Genomic DNA, 20,036 nt, shown 5'->3' on the forward strand with positions numbered 1-20,036 from the left:
AAGACGGAGGTGTAGGCATGAACGATATAGAAAGGGACAAGGTCTATAAGGACTATGGCTCACTTGATGGCATGTGGTTCAGGCTTCGGGAGGTGGAGCAGCTTAGAAGTCAATTGAAAAAATGGCAGCTGAGGCTTCAATTTCTTGAATCCCATATGCTTCTTGTAGCGGCGAGCGGCCAAGGCTGGCTGACTATTGATGGGCAATTCATTGAGCTGAGACAAGGCAAGGTGTACATATGTAAGCCTGGTCAGCTTGTAGAGGCTGAGGTGCATTCCTATGATGAGCGTGGATTATATCATTTACGGTTCGATGTTTGCTTTGATTCCGGTGTGGCAGTGCATCCTATAAAGATTGTGAAGCGGGACAGCCAGTTCCCCGTCAGAGGGGAGGTCATTACTGCTTCGCCGGTTGCAGTCAATGAGAGGTGTGAAATGATACATGGCTGCCTGCAAGATACATCCCCATTGGAACGCTTCCGAGGTCAAATTCTGTTTCAAGAATTGCTGTATACCATCTTGCAGGATGCGCTCTATGTGGAGGGCAACGATGTGGAGAAAGGGCTTGAATCGGTCAAAGCCTATATCGAGCAGCATTATCGGGAAGAGCTCACAATCGAGCATTTGGCGGGAGTAGCAGGAATTAGCTCTCGTCATTTCATGCGATTATTCAAAAAAAGATATGGCAGTAGTGCAATAGATTATTTGACAGCCTTTCGGATTGGACAAGCACAGCAGTTAATGAGGATGGGCGAGCATTATCGGCTAAAGGATATTGCAAGGCATGTAGGCTATCATGACGATATTTATTTCAGACGGAAATTCAAACAGATATCAGGCATTCCTCCAGCGGCTTTCATGAGGAACAGCAGGCAGAAAATTGCCGCCTATCATTCCTTCAATATCGGTCAGCTTCTTGCCCTTCATGTTAGACCTAGTGCGGCACCTGGCGATCACCCATGGACGGATTATTATCAACGCAAGTATCGGACGGAATCTGTGCTGCCGCTCAGCTCTGTCGATGAGATTAAGAGAGAGGAGCTTAGGCTTGCTCAGCCCGAGTATATTATTGGCATTGACGTATTGGTGCCTGCTGAGGAACAGGCTTTGCTTCGCGAGATCGCTCCCGTTTTTTTTGTGCCTTGGATAGAGCAAGATTGGCGTGGACATCTGCGCTCAATCGCACAGTTTCTTGGCAGGGAGGCCATAGCTGAAGTCTGGCTGGATAATTATGAGCGTAAAGTGCGTTTTGCAAGAGAACAAGTGAGAGAGGTTGTTAAGGAAGATTGTCTGCTTATCCTGAGAATAACCGGAGAGAGCTGCCATGTACTTGGGAACAGGAGTCTGGGAACGGTGTTCTATGATGATCTGTACATAGCTTCTGCCAGCGGGTTCGATCGCTTGAAACAGGACGAGGAGGTGACACATTCACAGCTGGCAGATTTCGATGCGGATCGACTGCTCGTTATTGTGGATGAAGACTCTGTCTCGCAATCAGCATGGCAGGCACTCATACACTCCGAACTATGGGGTGATCTGAAGGCAGTCCAGAATGGACGTGTGGACTTCCTTCCTCCATACCCTTGGGTAGAATATACGGCATTTACCCATGAGCTATTGCTGGGTGAAGTATTAAAGCTATGGCAGAATCGTACATAGAATAATGTCGGTATCGTCAATATTCCGTAAACACAAAATCATTTATACTCCTGTTAGACGATAATGATTATCAATTTTAATTATAAGCAGGGGGATATCAGAGAATGAAGCGGTACGGGTATTGGAAAATGGGACTAGTTGCCCTATTAGCAGTAATCATGCTGTCGGCTTGTGGAGCTATGAATAATGAGCCAGACCAGACGAATACAGAGGCTTCCGATCAGGAGCGTTTTGTAAAGACCTCGAAAGGAGACATCAGCATACCGGTTAAACCTGAGAGAATCATCGGTTTGTCCGTTGTATATCCTGAATTTTTATATGCGCTTGGAGTAATACCGATAGCTGTACAGAACTATCATGAGGAGTTCCCGTCATATTTGCAGGAGCCCTTCAAGGATTCAGTGAAGATGGGTATTGCAGAGACGCCTAATTTCGAAGCGATTCTAGCTGCTGATCCAGACTTGATTATTGCACCTGAATGGTGGTCTGAGAAGGACTATGATCAGCTCACCAAAATCGCACCGACCGTACTATTGCCGCAGCGAGATGATTGGCGAGATGAACTGATTGATATTAGCGAGGTTCTTGATAAAAAAGAAATAGCTGAGAAGGTGATTCAGGATTTGAAGGACAAAGTGGCTGCAGCGAAGGTCAAGCTTGATATCCTTGTCGGTGAAGAGAAGGTCATGTATATGATGATTATGGCGAAGGAGCTTGTTATTTATGGGGAGAATATTGACCGTGGTAGCTTCATTCATAAAGAGCTGGGCTTAAATTCGATCACAGAAATTCCAGTGAGTGAGAACAGCGTCTCAATCTCATTGGAGAAATTGCCGGAGTATAATCCGGATCATATTATTCTGCAGCTTGATGACGAGGGTAGTGAAGAGGTACAGAATAGGTATAAGGCTTTAATGGAAAGCTCTCTATGGAAGAACATGACTGCAGTGAAGAACAAGCAAGTATACATGATGGGCGGCAAGGAATGGTTCAGCTTGGGCATGTCTCCATTAGCAGATAGCTTCGCTATTGATCAGGTTGTAGAAGCTTTTGAGAATAGGTAATAGAGGATAGGAGCTGGGCACAGTGGACCTGACACATCTGGAAGAGAAGTTTTTTCTCACTGTGCATGAACCAGAAGCTCCCGTGCTTATAATGCCTGGAGTCGATCTGCTCCATGCCGACAAGCTGCTGAACCTATTAGATGTATACAGTTCACTAATAAAGACAGATGAACGCTCGACGACGGCAGCTTTTCTATGCAGCTGGTATGCGGGAGTATGCGTTGCTATGCACAGTATGCTGGTGTATGAGGATGCTGAAGTCATGCTGGATTTATCGCTGTCCAATCTATCCGTTCAGTTATACAGAGTGAACCAATACCCATTATTTTCATTCAAAATGAATAAGATAAGCTATATTTCTTTGCCAAGTAAAAAACTTGATCGCGATGTGTGGTGCAAGAATGAGCTCTCTATCTTCTATCGGGTACAAGTAACGCCTGTGGTCGAGCTGCTGACCCGACTGACTGGCATAAGGGCGATTGATTTATGGGGACAAATCGTTAATGCGCTGCATGATTACGTGCAAGAAGAGATGCTGGGAGCAAGGGATAAGGACAGTAAGGAGAGTATTGGTAATCAATTCAGGGCACTCTCTCTTAGTGTTGATAGCAGCGCCTTCAGACTTCGCAGCAATCCGCTGATCGTTCCACTTCGATTCATTGAAAGCCAGAGCGATCCTGATCAGCAGGTGCTTGTCAAAGCGGCGTGCTGCTTAGCCTACCGTCTGAATACGGAGTTCGGCTACTGTTATACTTGCCCACGACTGAAAGAGACGAATCGAGCATTGCTAAGAGTGAGATAATTCCAACAAATGAGCACCTATATTGCGGACATTGGCTGTGCCCTAGAGCTCAGCGAATGAAAGCGACAGGGTGCTTTTTGGCATGCTAATTGTCCTGCTTATACTGACTAAGCTCACTCTGCTCAGCAGGAGAAAGGGAACGGAGTCTTTTGTCCAGCAGCTGGGCAGCGAAATGATATAGCTCCATATCAAGCTTGTTTTTGTTCATGATGAGCTCCAAAGTTTCGGAAGAAACCTGAGTTGCAAGTGGGCGGTAGGGGGTGGCGTTCAGTCTAGGGCAGCTAGCAAGCTCCCAATTCCTATCCTTCATGAACAGAAATTGTGATTCTACATACCTCTCGGTAATGCCGACAAAAGAAAAATGCCGAGCTAAGTTCGCTTTGGCTTTCTTAAGATTAGGGGTGGTGCTGCCGAGCTCCCCGCTAATGAGACGAGTCTGGAGGTTGATATATTCTTGATCGAAGCGGGAATCATGGATGAAGTCGCCAAGTGTTAAGCTCATATTGCAAAATTTGGATCGATGATTTCGATATTTGAAATAGAAGAAGGAAATAATCTGCTCGATAGGATCACGAAGCATCGTAATATAATGGCATGGGCGATCCGTCAAGGTATGAATACCGAATGGGAAATGACCGCAGAGGGCGTCTGCATCTCTTAAGCAATGTCTGATCTTCTCATCGTGGCTCGCAACCTCGAAGTAATAAACAAATCTCGGGCAATGATGGATAATGCTCTGTGTGAAGGAGGTTCCTCCTGTTTTAGGGATATGCACATATAGCAGTAGGGGGCTTGAAGCAGAATCAAGGCTCATAAATATCCGCCGTCCCACAAATAATCCATAATGATTTTGACCGATTCCTGTATCGTTTTTTTATCGCTCTCAATGGTGATTTCAGGATGCTCCGGCTTCTCATAGGGTGCTGATATTCCCGTGAAATACTGAATCTCTCCAGTACGAGCTTTCTTGTATAGCCCCTTCGGGTCTCTGCGTTCGCACTCCTCAGTCGAGCATCGCACATAAACCTCAATATACTCATTGGCTTCAAACAGAGCACGCAGTCGTCGGCGATCGGCAAGGTAAGGTGATATGGCAGCTGCCAATACGATAATGCCCGCATCGACGAACAGTCTTGCTGTCTCTCCCATCCTGCGAATATTTTCCGAGCGGTCACGCGGACTGAAGCCGAGTCCTAAGTTCAAACCTTGACGAAGATTATCACCATCTAGAACATAGCTGCGGATGTGGCGTTGATGCAGCTCGAGCTCGACTTCTGCTGCAAGGGTGGACTTGCCTGAGCCAGATAGACCCGTGAGCCAAATCACGCAGCTTTTATGACCATTTAACTGCTGTCTATCCTCTTTCTTCAGCTTGGATGAATGCCACATGATATTGGATTCCTCGGGAATCATCCCATCACCTCACTTCTAGTGGCCCTTGAATGGCCCTCTATTTATTACTATATGTAACAGCATCACGTGAGTTAATAGATTATTAAAAATAGGTGCCTCGTAGTCAAGCATGAACCTACACACCATTCTATTAATTTCCATACACTATTAGCAATTCACAAAAAGGAGATGATAGAATGTCACAAAAAGAAGGCTCCAAAAGCTCGGGCAGTCGAGACTATGGAAGCAAAGGCTCTAAAAGTCGCAGCTATGGAAGTAAATATTCAGGTGACAAAAGCTCAGGCAGTAAATACGACAAGGACAAAAGCTCGGGCAACAAATGCGACAAAGACAAAAGCTCAGGCAACAAATGCTGCAAGGACAAGAGCTCGGGTAACAAATGCTGTGAGGACAAAAGCTCAGGCTACAAGTGCTACAAGGACAAAAGCTCAGGCAACAAGTGCGACAAAAACAAGAGCTCAGGCCACAAGTACGACAAGAACAAAAGCTCAGGTCACAAGTACGACAAGGACAAAAGCTCAGGCAACAAAAGCGGGAGCAGCCATGTGCTAGCCATACTGTCACGAATTGGAGTAGGGACTCCTAATATCCGAATTCACTATAATGGTTTCTCTCCAGTTGGCGTGTTTTTAGGAATAACGGATGGTAGTGTCGTTCTGAATGTGAAGGGTGTTGTTACCTATATTAAAGTTTCCGTTATTGCTGCTGTAGAAGTCGGTGTTGTTGTCAAACGAAAAGTAAAATTTAGATGCAGAAAAGGTTGTTAAGCTTCTCAGACTAAGGAGAATGACGGTACAGTTGCTGTACCGTCATTATTTCTATACTAGAAAACCATTGACAACGCTTTAACGGCAGTATTAATATGGAAATTAAGCAAACGCTTACATCACGAGTTTTTTTATGCAGATAGAGCTTGGAGTCTTTTTTTTTACTCAATGCGCAAACGTTTGCGCAAACGGTTGAACAGGGCAGTAGAGTTTGCAGGAGGTGTTGTATCGGTAACAGAGGAGCAGCTTATAGCAGCTCTTGGTGCATGAGAAGTACAAGCTCTTACGAATGATTTGAGGAGGTTTGTGGGGAATGGGTATAACGATGAAACGCAAGAGGATGCTGTCTATTACACTAATTGCAGCTATGATCTTGTCCTTAATTGGCATGAATCCTTATCAAGCTTATGCTGCTGATGAAGCGCCGGTTACGGCTTTTCTGGTTGGGGATCTGCAGAGTGAGCTGGGAGCAGACCGTGATTGGAATGAAGCAGCGATTGAGACCCAGATGACTGATCTGGGCAACGGCTATTATAGCTTAACGGGTGATCTGCCAGCAGGCACTTATCAATACAAGGTAGCGCTGAATGGCAGCGAGGCTGAGAGCTACGGATCTGGCAGTTACACGAATCCAGACGGGGAATCGGAAGGCGGCAATATTAAATTGACGCTAACGGAAGCTGCCACCGTTACTTTTTACTATAATGACAACTCGAACAAAATCGCAGATTCGACCTATTATACGCCGATAGCTGCTGATAAGCTTCCTCGCGTTGTAGGCAACATACAGACATCCATTGGCGATGATGAGAATTGGAATCCGGCACTTGCTCAGTCGCTGCTGGAGGACAATGACTATGACAATACGTATTCGATTACCACAGATGTCCCTCAAGGCAGCTATGAATACAAACTTGCTCTAGGGAATGACTGGAGTACAGCATATCCTGCAGATAATCTACTACTGGAGCTCGCACATGATCTGCCTGTGACCTTCACATACGATGCTGACAGCCATGCTGTATCGGCAACGTATACAGAGCCAGAAGTGCCAGAAGAAGTGGTAGATCCTATTCCGGCTAACCATCTGCGCGTTCACTACAGCAGAACGGATGGGGAATTCGTCAACCAAGCCTTGTGGCTATGGGGTGATGTTGCTGCTCCATCGACTACTTGGCCTACTGCTGCAACCGCTTTCCCAGAAGGGAAGGTGGATGATTATGGCGTTTACGTGGATATACCGCTAGCAGCTAATGCCAAGCTTGTTCAATTTCTTGTCGTTAATCAAATAAGCGGTAATAAGGACGGTGGAGATAAAGCGATCACGCTAAACCTTCCTGGCCTGAATGAAGTTTGGATTAAGCAAGGCTCTGATAAGGTATATAACTATATACCGGCAGATCTTCCCGCCAATACGATAAGGATTTATTATGACCGGGCAGACAACAACGAAAAGGCCTTTGGTGTATGGTCATGGGATGACGTTGCGGTTCCATCAGATACTATCAATTACCCTGAAGCTGCTGCTGCCTTCACTGGAAAAAATCGCTACGGCGGCTATGTGGATCTGCCACTCAAAGAAAATGCGAAGCAGATCAGCTTCCTGCTCGTGAATCGTTCGACAGAAGCGAAAGACGGTGACAACCGTACCTTCACTTTGCTTGATAGCTATGACCAACTGTGGATTAAAGAAGGAGATAACAGACTATATATCTCGCCATATTGGGAGCTTCCTGTCAATCTATCATCTGCGGATGTCATTAACGAGAGTAAGCTTAGTCTTACATTCACGACTACTGAAGGACTCACAGCGAGTGCTCTGAAGGATGAACTTGTTATTCTAGACAAGAATGGCAAGCCTGTTGCCGTTAGCACAGTCGTTCTGAAGGCAGACAAGAAAACGGCTGAGGTATATGTGAATATTCAGTTGGACGATGCTCCACTGAGTGTAACCTATCAGACGAATACAGTCTCTGCCGCTGCAGGCTGGAGAATGCTTGATGAGTTGTATACTTACGAAGGGGATGACCTTGGTGCAACCTATAGCTCTGGCAGTGTGTCCTTGAAGCTATGGGCTCCTAAGGCAAGCTCAGTCACAGCCAATGTCTATGATAAGAATGACTCGACCGAGCTAGTGGGCAGCGTAGATCTGACGCTGGGCGAGAAAGGTGTATGGTCAGCCGCCATTGCACCAGCTGATCTAGACAACGAGGGCATAACGGATTTGAAGGGCTATTATTATCAGTACGAAGTAACGAATGACGGTGTGACCAAGAGCGTATTGGACCCCTATGCCAAATCGATGGCAGAATTCAGAACCAATACGAAGGGCGAAGCTGGACCAGATGGTGATCTTGTCGGCAAGGCGGCCATTGTTGATCTAAGCGGAACTGATCCTGTAGCTGATTATGATTTTGCTGATATTGATGGTTTTGAGAAAAGAGAAGATGCAATCATCTACGAGGTTCATACCCGGGACTTTACATCTGATCCTACTATCGCAGATGATCTGAATGCACGGTTCGGTACCTTCACAGCATTCAAGGACAAGCTGGGATATCTTAAATCACTAGGTGTTACCCATATTCAGCTGCTTCCTATTATGGCGTGGTATTATGGCGACGAAGCGAATATGGACGAAAGAGAACTTAACTATTCAACGAAAGACAATGAATACAACTGGGGCTACGATCCGCATAACTATTTCTCACCGGATGGTGCTTATTCGGCCGATGCCAAGGACCCCGAGCTGAGGATTAAAGAATTCAAGGATCTTGTTCATGCGATCCATGAAGCCGGTATGGGAGTCGTGCTTGATGTCGTATATACCCATATGGCCAAAGCAAGCCTTCTTGAGGATATCGTTCCGAACTATTATGCCTTCAAAGATGAGAAAGGCAACAATGTAGGCGAGTTCGGCAACAATCTGGCTACTTCGCACACAATGGCTGAGAAGCTAATGCTTGATTCTGTAGCTTATTGGTTCAATGAATACAAAATCGACGGTATGCGCTTTGATATGATGGGTGACGCCACCTATGGCTCCATCCAGAATGCTTATGATACAGCTGCTGCTATCAATCCCGATGCGCTATTCATCGGCGAAGGCTGGGATTCATTCGAAGGACACAAATCCGAGCCTGAACTAGCGGGCATGGGTGCAGAGATGAAATGGATGGATAAAACGGACAACGTCGGTGTATTCTCCGATGAGATACGCAATGAGCTGAAGTCTGGTTACGGCGCGGAAGGGGAGCCACGGTTCATCACGGGCGGCAAGAGAAGCATTACGACGATTCTGAACAATATCAAGGCACAGCCGAGCAATGTGCCGGCTGATGATCCAGGTGATATCGTTCCTTATATTGAAGCTCATGACAATCTAACCTTGTACGATATTATTGCGCAGTCCATTAAGAAAGATCCGGCTGTACCAGCCAATGATCTGGAGATTCATCAGCGTGTAAGACTGGGTAATTTGATCGTTCTGACTTCACAAGGAACTGCCTTCCTGCATGCGGGACAAGAATATGGGAGGACCAAGCAGTGGTTAGGAGAGGGAACACCAGAGCACAAATACCATGACCTAACCGATGAGAATGGCGTTTCGTTTGGTTATTTCGTTCACGACTCCTATGATTCTACGGACATCATTAATAGGTTCGATTGGCAAAAGGCTGATAATGCCGACAGCTATCCTATTAATCATGTGACGAAGGAATATACAGCAGGTCTTATCGAGCTTAGGAAGAGCACAGACGCATTCCGTCTGGGAGACAAGGATCTTGTTGACTCCAACGTGACACTTGTTCCATCAACGGATATTGCGACGGAAGATTTAGTTATTGGTTACAAAAATAAAGCAACAGACGGCACAGGCCATTATTATGTTTTCATTAATGCAGACAATACGGCAAGAACGTTGACCTTGTCTGAGGATCTTACGACAGGTACGGTGCTTGTTGATAGTGATGAAGCGGGCATTCAGGCTGTCGCTGAGCCATCTGGCTTTGTTTTGACAGCGAACGCAATTGAGCTTGCTCCTCTAACTGCAGTCATTATTAAGGTTGATGCAGACGCTCCGATATTCGCAGGACTTGAACTGGATAGCAATAGTTATCCGCTGAAGACTGGCGATACTCATCAGACGGTCACATACGCCAAATATAGTGATGGCAGCAAGAAGAGAGTAACAAGTGGCGTTGTATACACATCCAGCAATACAGCAGTGGCTACGGTAACAGCGAACGGCCTTGTCAAAGGAACCGGTGACGGCCAAGCAACGATTACCGCAACGTATGAGGGTGCATCTGTAAGCGCAGTTGTATCTGTATTATTGAAGAGCTATGTTCAGATCAATTACAGCAGACCGGATAAAGATTATACGGACTGGAATCTGTGGGTCTGGGGTACCGGAGCTAAGGTTGATCGAATAGATTTCGATAAAGTCGAGAAGGGTGTAGCGACGGTTCTACTGGAGATATCCCCTTACGCAACAGATATTGGCTTCCTTATGCGTAAAGGAAATTGGGTTGAGCAGGACATTAAGGATGATCGAGTCATTAACATCAAGCCTGGCACAGCCTTTACGAAGGTGAATATTACGAGTCAGGTCAAAGAGCTGGATATTCTGCCTACACTCAACGGACCGATACTGAATGACGGCAACATCACATTCGAGTACAGGGATTCCGGCTTGTTCCAGCAAGGTCAATCCGCTGACTTGACGAATGTTAAGGTGAAGGTTGATGGTGCAGAGCACGTAATGACCTACAATGCGGCGAAGGAATTGTACACGTACACACTTGAAGGTGTGGAGATCGGTACGTATGAATATTCATTCCTTGCCACCAAGAAGGGCAAAGGGGAGGTAGAGGTTACTGATCCGGCCAATACGGTAGATGGCAAGTCTCTCGTTACGTATCGCAAGCCTGCCGTTACGATGTCCTCCTCGGTCAATCCTATGGCGATCTCGTACAATGAGAGCGCGGTGCTGACAATCGTGCCAACCGCTTCAGAGGAGACAGCTTATCGGGAAGGGTATCTGGACCTAACAGCTGTTGGAGGACCTGCTAATGTCGCATTCGATACGAAGCTGATGGCGCAATCCATCACAGTGAAGGATACGATTACTGCGGGCAACAAGAATATACCGATTACGCTTATAGATCAGTATGGCAATAAACACAAGCACGTAGGCAAGCTGATCGTGAAGGCAAGAACGTCTACAGGTACTCTGGACTTTGATTGGGATGAGGCTCGGATCTATTTCGCACTAACCGATCGATTCGCGGACGGTGACGTGGCGAATAATGAGAATGTGGACAAAGATCAGATCGATGCTTACCATGGCGGAGATTTCAGAGGCATGATCGACAAGCTGGATTATTTGCAGGAGCTTGGCATTAATACACTCTGGATCACACCAATTGTTGATAACATCGACTTCAACAAGCGTACAGAGGAGAGCCCGCAGTATGGCTACCATGGCTATTGGGCGAAGGACTTTACAGCACTCGATGAGCATCTGGGTGATATGGATACGTTCAAGGAGCTGATCGATAAGGCACATGACAGGGGCATTAAAATTATGGTTGATGTCGTGCTCAATCACACAGGGTATGGTCTGAAGCCAGATGATAATGAACCGAGCATTACAGCAGAGGATAAAGCGCGTTTTGAAGACATGCTCAGAACGAATGGTGTAGCAGCTTCTGTGAATCCAATCGAAGGCGAGCTGGATGGGCTTCCTGACTTCAAGACAGAGGACCCATCTATACGAGAAACGGTCATTGGCTGGCAAACAGACTGGCTGGAGAATGCAAGAACAGAGCGCGGAGATACGATTGATTACTTCCGTGTAGATACAGTGAAGCATGTGGAGGAGACGACTTGGAAGGCATTCAGGAACAAGCTGACCTCGATTGATCCGTCCTTCAAGCTGATGGGTGAATTCTTCGGAGCGACGATTGACGGCAACGGAGGCAAGCTGAGCAGCGGCCAGATGGACAGTCTTCTTGATTTCAGCTTCAATAATGAAGCAAGTAACTTCGCGAACGGCTCTATCGATTCTGTTGATGCTTACTTAGCGAACAGAGAATTGAAGATGGACAACACAAGAACGATGGCACAATTCCTTAGCAGCCATGATGAGGACGGGTTCCTGAATCCACTCGTGAAGGGAGATAAAGGAAAGCTTCAGGTTGCAGCAGCTCTGCAAATTACGGCTAAGGGGCAGCCAGTCATTTATTATGGGGAAGAGCTGGGACGCTCTGGCTCTAACGATAAGAGCCAGAATCGCACCGATATGCCATGGGATAAGCTCGATGAAGAGCAAGTGCTTCATGATCATTACACGAAGCTGCTTAACATCAGAGCTAAATTCTCCAAGGTCTATTCCAAAGGGGCACGCACGAAGCTTGCAGGCTCTGATGCATTAGGTTATCTGGCATTTAACAAAACATATGCTGGGGTTGATGTTGTTACCGTTATTAATACCTCAGTTGACAGCCAATCTGTAACGCTTAAGGTTCCATTCTTGGTCGGAACAGAGGTAACGGATGAATATAGCGGAGCAACGTATAAGGTATCTGCAACTGGTGATGTTACCATTGATGTACCAGGCAGGAACGAAGGTGGAACGGTCATTCTAAGCGGCAACTCCTCTCCTGTTTCGGTTCCGGGCACATCAGGAGGGACGGTGACACCAACAGAGTCGGATGTTCTGTTCATTGAGGAAGGCAGCCTGAAGAACGGCAAGGATGGCAAAGTATCGATTCAACTGACTGAAGGCAAACGAGCAGCGTCCCTGCCGCTTGCATCATTGGACGCACTTGCAGGCAATGATCTGGAGCTGAAGGCAAGTGGAGTGACTGTTACATTGCCTAATGAATTACTAGCCTCCATTCAGAAGCTAGTGGCAGCTGATGAGTTAGATGGGGCACAGCTTGTACTTGATGTTAAGCAGCTGAAAGCAGCTGAAGCTGCAGGTCTGATTGGAAAGCTAGGCTTGAATCAGACCGGTGTGAAGCTTGGATCTGGCATCTATGACTTCACCTTGACTATTAAGCTTAAGAATGGGAATGTCATTCCAGTTACGGAATTCGCTGATCCGATTACGCTATCCTTCCAATTGAGTGGAGAGGTTAATCAGGATTTGATCGGCGTCTACTATCTGGGTGAAGATGGACAAATTATGTTCCTAGGCGGCACGGTGGAAGCCGGTGTAATAACTACGGATGTCTACCATTTCAGCATCTATGCGGTTCTGGAATATGACAAAACCTTCACGGATGTGCCTGCAAGTCACTGGGCGTTCAATGCAATTAGATCATTGGCTTCCAAGCATATTGTGACGGGTATTACGGATACGAAATTTGCTCCAGAAGCGAATGTAACCCGTGCAGAATTCGCAGCCTTGCTCGTACGTGCACTTGGCGTTCAAGCAGAAGGCACTTCAAGCTTCGCGGATGTGGAGGCGGACAAATGGTATTCGGCATACGTAGCAACAGCTGCTGAGCTGGGCATTGTCAAAGGACGCAGTGATACAGCATTTGCGCCTAACGCTACCATCAGTCGTGAGGAAATGGCTGTCATGATCGTTAGGGCGTATGAGTTCGACCAAGGGCAGGCGGTTGCTGGATCAACTTCAGTGACGGCATTCTCTGATCAGAACGAGATTAGCTCATGGGCGATTGACTACGTGGCAGTTGCTGCAGATCTTGGACTCGTTCAAGGTCGGGCGAATCAACTATTTGCACCACAGGGAACGATGACACGCGCCGAGAGCGCACAAGTGATATTCAATCTGCTAGGCAATTAAATACCAGTATGTATAAGAGGGATCCCCTTCCTAGAAGGGGATCTTCTTTTTTTGTGGCTCGCAAGCTCAACTATCTGAACAAAAGTTGATTTTAATATTATCATATGTTCATTTTAGTGTAAGCAATGTAATAAGAATTATCTCACCCAGCCGAAGTAATGCGCGAATAGGGTGCGGAAAGGCCCGAATAAGCTCAAAAACGACCAAAGAAGCCCCAACCTCCCCCTCAAACGGAGCAATAAGCCGCGAATCGACCTTAGCTCATCCCGACCAATGGATTCAGAAGTCATAATATAATCATATGTAAATGGACTTGTTTACACATGTTCATTCTCGTGATATTATAGGCATTAATTTAAGCAATGCTAGAGGGAAAGGTGACTGGATAATGTTGAACATAGCAGGAATGATTGATCATACACTTTTGCGCGCGGACGCCATACATGGTGATATTACACAGTTAACAGAAGAAGCAAATAAATATAGCTTTGCTTCCGTTTGCGTCAATCCAGCTTGGGTTGCGCATGCTGCGGAGCAATTGGTCAATAGCACAGTTAAGGTTTGTACAGTAATTGGGTTCCCGCTAGGCGCGGCGTCTCCTGAGACAAAAGGCTTCGAAGCAGGGAACGCTATTGCTAATGGCGCGACAGAGGTAGATATGGTCATTAACATCGGTGCGCTGAAGGATGGCGATGATGCCCATGTAGAGAAAGATATCCGAGCTGTAGTGCAAGCGGCAGCTGGTAAGGCCATCGTTAAGGTCATTATCGAGACTTCCCTGCTGACAGATGAAGAGAAGGTTCGTGCATGCCAATTGTCGGTCAAGGCTGGAGCTGATTTTGTGAAAACCTCTACGGGTTTCTCAACTGGCGGGGCAACCGCTGCTGATGTAGCGCTTATGCGGAGTGTAGTCGGAGATAAGCTAGGCGTTAAGGCTTCCGGAGGAATTCGCAGCCTAGAGGATATGGAGAAAATGATAGCAGCTGGAGCATCAAGAATTGGTGCCAGCTCAGGTGTGAAGATTATGGAAGGCCAGCAATCGACCTCCTCGTATTAGTAATAGAAGTCAGCCACTATACCGCTCCTTTTCTTGTAGGAGTGGTAGGGTGGCTGTTTTTTATGGACAGATGCTGAAGCTTTACAGTATTTTACTAATTATAGTAAAGTGAAAGAGCAGACGATTCATGCTATCGCTGTGTAGGGAGGTAGACGATGAAGAGCTATAAAAAGACAGCAAATGACACGCTCCATGCAGAGTCTATATGAAGGACAGGCAGTGGTCTGAATGGAGCTTAGAAGGAGCTGCCCGTCGTTGGCCTTGTGCTAACGCGATAGGAATATGGTTCGGCTTATAGGCTCTGCATCCTTATAACGCTAAAATTCGTTTAAGGAGCGGAGATAGGATGAAATATACCAAAGCCTCGGCGATCTTCCCGGAAGAGCTGCTGAAGGAAATTCAGAAATATGTACATGGAGAAATGATCTATATCCCTAACCCTGAGGGGCTGCGCAAGAAGTGGGGAGAGCATTCAGGAAGCAGGCAATCTATCCGTGACAGGAATGAGAGCATTCGTTCACAGTATGCATCAGGCATGACGGTTGATGAGCTCGCCTCTGACTATTACTTATCTCGAGACAGCATTAGGAAAATTGTCTATAACAGGAATGAAGAAACACGCGGGAGCTGATCCCGCGTGTTTCTTTGTAGGAGAGTATTTATAAGAACTGTTTTATCTATTTCACAATAACCCTGAGCGTTGTATGGTTAGTACAAGAATGACTGACATGAGGGGGCTGCTCACAACCATGATGAGACTAGAACAACAAATAATAGAAGCGGATATTCCAGCGCTTCAAGCGATGATGGAAGCTGGAAGCATAAGCTCGTTAGAGCTGGTGCAAGTGTATATGGAGCGGATTCGCAGGCATGACAGCAAGCTTCGATCCATCATTGAGATGAATCCAGATGCCTTGTCCATTGCGCAGCAATTGGATCAGGAGCGCGCTGAACAGGGTATCCGAGGCCCACTCCATGGCATACCTATTCTACTCAAGGACAATATCGATACTGGCGACAGCATGCATACGAGTGCAGGGACATTGGCGTTAGCTGAATCCATCGCTGCAAGAGATTCTTACGTTGCATCACAGCTTCGCAAGGCGGGAGCTGTCTTGCTCGGCAAAGCGAATATGACGGAGTGGGCGAACTTTATGTCGGATACGATGTGGGCGGGCTACAGCACAAGAGGTGGTCTTGTATTGAATCCCTATGGTCCGGGCGAGCTGTTCATAGGTGGTTCGAGCTCAGGCTCCGCTGCAGCAGCTGCGGCGAATTTGACGACAGCCGCGATTGGCACAGAGACCTCCGGTTCCATCATTAGTCCGGCAAGCCAGACCAATCTGGTAGGGATCAAGCCTACAATTGGATTGGTGAGTCGTTCAGGCATTATTCCAATTTCTCGAACGCAGGATACAGCAGGCCCAATGGCGAGAACAGTTACAGATGCAGCTATCATTCTCGGAGCTCTGACGGGTGTAGATGAACGGGATGCAGCAACGCAAGCGAGCGTGGATCACTTGGGCCAGGATTATACGGCCTATCTGGATATCGACTATTTGCAGCATGCGCGCATAGGGATTCCGAGATTTTATTATAAAGAATTGGATGAGGAGAGACTTGCTATTGTAGAGGCTGCTATTCAAGTTCTGAGGGAAGCGGGGGCGACCCTTATTGATCCTGTTGAGCTGCCGTGTGAGCATGTGCAATGGGATTGGGATCTGATGCGGTATGAATTCAAGGCTGGTGTGAATGAGTATTTGAGTGAGCTTCCTGCAAGTGTGCCTGTTCACTCCTTACAGGAGGTCATTGCCTATAATGAGCAGCATGCTGATCAAGCATTGAAGTATGGGCAGGGCACGCTCATCTGGTCGGAGGAAACGAGCGGTACACTTACGGAGCAAGCCTACTTGGATAGTAAAAGAAGAAATAAAGAGCAGGCCGGCAAGCTAGGCATTGACGCTGCATTAGTGGCACATCAATTGGATGCGCTGCTGTTTCTTGGAGATGAAGGTGGAGACGATCTGGCGGCGAGAGCGGGCTATCCGGTTATTACAGTTCCTGGAGGATACGCAAAGACGGGGATTCTTGCGCCAGGCGGGTACACAACGAAGGGGCCACAGGGCATCTCGTTTATTGGTACAGCGTTCAGTGAGCCGACATTAATTCGAATCGCTTACGGCTTCGAGCAACGGACGCAGCATCGTTTCCCTCCTGAGTTGGATTAACATGCAAATAAGTGATGCTGAGAATCGATTACATTCATTTTATTAATAGATGGACAGTTATTATAATGAATGGAGAATGTAGATAAGATGTGAGTTAGAAGAAGGAGGTCCCAGCATCATGGTTGGAACAACTAAGGCGCCTGAAGCTCCCTATTATGCTGTTGTTTTTAGCAGCAAGCGCACAGAAGGGGATAACGGCTATGGCCATATGGCGGATGCTATGGAGCATCTTGCCGCTCAGCAGCCTGGCTTCTTAGGTGTGGAGAGCGCAAGAGATACGTCTGGATACGGTATAACCATTTCCTATTGGGACAGTCTTGAGGCGATCAGCAGCTGGAAGCAGAATAAAGCCCATGGCGAAGCGCAATCACAAGGCAAGCAGCAATGGTATGAGAATTATGCTGTGAAAATATGCAAAGTGGAGCGGGAGTATTCTTTTGGCAGGGAATAAGTGTGGATGGAAATAAGAAAGACTGCCAGACTTGCGCTGACAGTCTTGTACGGTTAAGGGGAGGTGCAGCTTATTCGCTGTCCTTCTCATTGAACCAGAGCGGATCATCAATATCGACTTCGCCATTGTAATTGATCAACAGCTCATCGCCCGCTTGAATATCCGTATAGGCAAAAAAATCAACAGTGTGGTTATCGAAGTTGAGCTCGTAATAAGTATTAGGTGTATAAGAATGGTTGAACAGCATGCCATATCCTAATAGGATGGCAGTATGGTTAGCGCCATATTCGAATACATAGTCGGCAAGCAATGTTTGTTCTATGTGGACATGCTCCTCATTCGGATATGGAATGACGGGTGCTTCATGGATAAGAGTATCTTTGGCAATATCGACTTTCGCGAATACGCCTCTGTTATGCTCCCCATCACTTAGTGTGGATGTTTTAACCTCAATCATGTTCGTCACCTCTGCGATCTATAGTCTATCTTATTCCTAGCTTATGATCCATACGGGTAAGTAAGGAAGAAGGTAATCATTGTAACGTACCTCTCGTATTATGGCAATGTACGGCGAGACTATTCTCCCCATGTGAACTTTTCTCCTAGGCTACTTCTCCTCCGCGGCAAGCAATTCCATGAAATAATTGGCGACAATAGATAAGGAAGCGCTGCGCCTCGTTGCAACCCCAATTCCGCGAACGGGTATTGGCTCGGTTGTGTGCAGCTCGAAGAGCTTGCCGCTTCTTAGCTCTTTCTGGACGAAGGAGCGGGTCACGAAGGCTGCTCCATAGCCATGCTGGGCTAATTCAATGAGCATATCCGAGCTGTTGAGCTCAATATCGACATCAACCGTGTAGCCCTGTGCGGCGAGCCATCGTTCAATGAATTGTCTCGTGCTGCTCTCATGGGTATGAAGCAGCAGCGGAATGCTGATGAGCTCTGCAGTTGTGATTGGCTGCTCTGCCAGCTTGCGGTATGCGGGACCGACAACGAAGCAATCCTCAATAAGCGCGAGCTCCTCAATATGGAGGCTCGCATCTGTTAAGGGCAGATGCACGAAGCCGAGATCAATCTGTCCATCGGTAAGTCTGGCTGTGATATCAGCTGTCTTGCCTTGAGATAGCCGAATGCGAATGTCGGGGTACTGCTCCCGTAGCTTGTCCAGCGGAGATAAGAGCAAATGCTTAATGATCGGGCCGCTTGCTCCAATCCGGAGCTCTCCGGTCATGAGGTTCTTCAGCGCTGCCATTTGTCTTTCTCCTGAATCTAGAAGGGACAAGGATTGCTCCACATACTCCAAGAGAGCTCTGCCCTCGGCAGTGAGCGACACCCCTTTGGACAGCCGGTCGAACAGCTTCACACCGAGCCCCTCTTCTAACTGCTTAATCGCATAGCTGACGGAGGGCTGGGTAATCAGCAGCTCTTGTGCTGCTCTGGTCAGATTGCCAAGCCTAGCTGTATGCAGAAAAATACGATACCATTCTAAATTCATCATTGGTTTGATATAGAACACCTCTATGCCAAGGGATAGAAATCGCGATTTCATTTATTTCATTGAAGGTATTATAATCGAGACAAAGGAATTCGTCAAAAGATGAAGCATGGAGGTACACAACAATGGCAGGTAATTCATATGGTGATCTATTTAAAATAACGACGTTCGGTGAATCTCATGGTGAAGCAGTCGGTGTGATCGTAGATGGCGTAACGCCAGGAGTGGAGCTGGACGAGAGCTATATTCAGACGCAGATGAATCGCAGGAGACCAGGGCAATCCTCAGTCACAACTCCAAGGAAGGAATATGATATCATTCATATTCTGTCCGGTATTTATGAAGGGAAGACGACGGGAACTCCGCTCTTTATTATTCTGTACAACAAGGATATGCAGCCCTCTGCCTACAGCAGTATTGAAGAAATGTTCCGCCCAGGGCATGCCGATTTCACCTATTTGAAGAAATATGGTATTCGGGATCATCGGGGGAGCGGAAGAGCTTCAGGCCGAGAGACGGCAGCCAGAGTTGCTGGAGGAGCCGTTGCGCGCAAGCTGCTAGAGAACAGAGGCGTCAGCGTGGTTGCTTATACGAAAGAGCTTGGCGGCATCATATGCAACTCTTTTGTGGAGAGCGAGATTGAGAACAACATCGTTAGAGCATGCGACCCTATAGCTGCAGAGAGCATGGTAGAGAAGATCAACGATCTGGCTGCCAAGGGAGACAGCTGCGGCGGGATTGTTGAATGTAGAATTAGAGGCGTGCAGCCGGGGATCGGGGAGCCTGTATTCGACAAGCTCGATGCTGAGCTTGCCAAAGCGATGCTGTCGATTGGAGCGGTCAAAGGTATTGAATTCGGTGCAGGCTTTGCTGCGGCCGATATGCTGGGCAGCGAGCATAATGATCAGATGAATGAGGATGGCTTCATGAGCAACAATGCAGGCGGCATTATTGGCGGCATTAGCACTGGTGAAGAGATTGTGTTCCGTGTGGCCGTTAAGCCAACGTCCTCCATCTCCAAGCCACAGCAGACGATTAATATTCACGGTGAGAATGAAACGATCGTAACTGAGGGAAGGCATGATCCTTGTATCTGCCCGAGAATTGTTCCTATCATTGAAGCGATGGCTTGCATGGTCGTTGAGGATCATTACAAGCGTCAAGCGGCTATGCATAGTTAGCAGGGGATTGACCGGTAGTCTTTTAGGGACTGCCGGTTTTTTATTTGCTAACAAAAAATTTTCATATAAATACTAATGGGCTATACTGAACGATAGTTAAA

General features: G+C 47.0%; 14 protein-coding genes. 10 read left to right on the plus strand and 4 right to left on the minus strand.

The genetic code is table 11. The features are described 5' to 3' along the window. The first annotated feature begins 17 nt into the window (after window positions 1-17). The 3 genes from AC6ESP_RS15360 to AC6ESP_RS15370 all read left to right on the plus strand — a co-directional run bounded on the left by AC6ESP_RS15360 (window position 18) and on the right by AC6ESP_RS15370 (window position 3,524). On the plus strand, window positions 18-1,658 hold the full coding sequence (locus tag AC6ESP_RS15360) for an AraC family transcriptional regulator (protein ID WP_497097600.1): 1,641 nt from the start codon (window positions 18-20) through the stop codon (window positions 1,656-1,658). Window positions 1,659-1,762: 104 nt separating this feature from the next. Next, window positions 1,763-2,722 (plus strand): ABC transporter substrate-binding protein, encoded by a 960-nt coding sequence (locus tag AC6ESP_RS15365; protein WP_497097601.1) that lies wholly within the window; start codon window positions 1,763-1,765, stop codon window positions 2,720-2,722. A gap of 22 nt (window positions 2,723-2,744) precedes the next feature. After that, complete coding sequence (locus AC6ESP_RS15370; RefSeq protein WP_497097602.1) at window positions 2,745-3,524, plus strand: hypothetical protein; 780 nt, start codon at window positions 2,745-2,747, stop codon at window positions 3,522-3,524. Between the two features lie 85 nt (window positions 3,525-3,609). Here AC6ESP_RS15370 and AC6ESP_RS15375 read toward each other — a convergent pair whose 3' ends face one another. Together AC6ESP_RS15375 and cysC are read right to left on the minus strand one after the other, a co-directional pair. Beyond that, window positions 3,610-4,338 (minus strand): sulfotransferase family 2 domain-containing protein, encoded by a 729-nt coding sequence (locus AC6ESP_RS15375; protein WP_497097603.1) that lies wholly within the window; start codon window positions 4,336-4,338, stop codon window positions 3,610-3,612. Then, window positions 4,335-4,937, minus strand: a complete 603-nt coding sequence (gene cysC, locus AC6ESP_RS15380) for an adenylyl-sulfate kinase (protein WP_497097604.1) — start codon at window positions 4,935-4,937, stop codon at window positions 4,335-4,337. Before cysC ends, AC6ESP_RS15375 begins: the two co-directional genes overlap by 4 nt. Before the next feature lie 176 nt (window positions 4,938-5,113). Here cysC and AC6ESP_RS15385 point away from each other — a divergent pair, with 176 nt between their 5' ends. From AC6ESP_RS15385 to AC6ESP_RS15410, 6 genes are all read left to right on the plus strand, one after another. Next, window positions 5,114-5,704, plus strand: a complete 591-nt coding sequence (locus AC6ESP_RS15385; RefSeq protein WP_497097605.1) for a hypothetical protein — start codon at window positions 5,114-5,116, stop codon at window positions 5,702-5,704. Window positions 5,705-6,017: 313 nt separating this feature from the next. Next, the gene (locus AC6ESP_RS15390; protein WP_497097606.1) at window positions 6,018-13,526 is read left to right on the plus strand and encodes a pullulanase; all 7,509 of its coding nucleotides are present in this window, start codon (window positions 6,018-6,020) and stop codon (window positions 13,524-13,526) included. A 391-nt stretch (window positions 13,527-13,917) separates the two neighbouring features. Beyond that, window positions 13,918-14,583, plus strand: a complete 666-nt coding sequence (gene deoC, locus AC6ESP_RS15395; protein ID WP_497097687.1) for a deoxyribose-phosphate aldolase — start codon at window positions 13,918-13,920, stop codon at window positions 14,581-14,583. A gap of 346 nt (window positions 14,584-14,929) precedes the next feature. Then, a complete protein-coding gene (locus AC6ESP_RS15400) occupies window positions 14,930-15,214 on the plus strand; it encodes a CD3324 family protein (protein WP_497097607.1) in 285 nt (94 codons plus the stop codon). A gap of 121 nt (window positions 15,215-15,335) precedes the next feature. Beyond that, window positions 15,336-16,811, plus strand: a complete 1,476-nt coding sequence (locus AC6ESP_RS15405; protein WP_497097608.1) for an amidase family protein — start codon at window positions 15,336-15,338, stop codon at window positions 16,809-16,811. A 118-nt stretch (window positions 16,812-16,929) separates the two neighbouring features. Continuing rightward, entirely contained in the window at window positions 16,930-17,262 is a 333-nt protein-coding gene (locus AC6ESP_RS15410; RefSeq protein ID WP_497097609.1) for an antibiotic biosynthesis monooxygenase family protein, read from the plus strand. Window positions 17,263-17,332: 70 nt separating this feature from the next. Here AC6ESP_RS15410 and AC6ESP_RS15415 read toward each other — a convergent pair whose 3' ends face one another. Both AC6ESP_RS15415 and AC6ESP_RS15420 read right to left on the minus strand, forming a co-directional pair. Further along, entirely contained in the window at window positions 17,333-17,719 is a 387-nt protein-coding gene (locus tag AC6ESP_RS15415) for an SET domain-containing protein (protein ID WP_497097610.1), read from the minus strand. 150 nt (window positions 17,720-17,869) lie between these two features. Further along, window positions 17,870-18,757: a LysR family transcriptional regulator gene (locus tag AC6ESP_RS15420; RefSeq protein WP_497097611.1), complete on the minus strand. Its 888-nt coding sequence runs from the start codon at window positions 18,755-18,757 to the stop codon at window positions 17,870-17,872. Between the two features lie 122 nt (window positions 18,758-18,879). Between AC6ESP_RS15420 and aroC the strand changes: the two genes are divergently transcribed. Continuing rightward, window positions 18,880-19,935 (plus strand): chorismate synthase, encoded by a 1,056-nt coding sequence (gene aroC / locus AC6ESP_RS15425; RefSeq protein ID WP_497097612.1) that lies wholly within the window; start codon window positions 18,880-18,882, stop codon window positions 19,933-19,935. Window positions 19,936-20,036 lie beyond the last annotated feature (101 nt).

Source organism: Paenibacillus xinjiangensis (assembly GCF_059686975.1).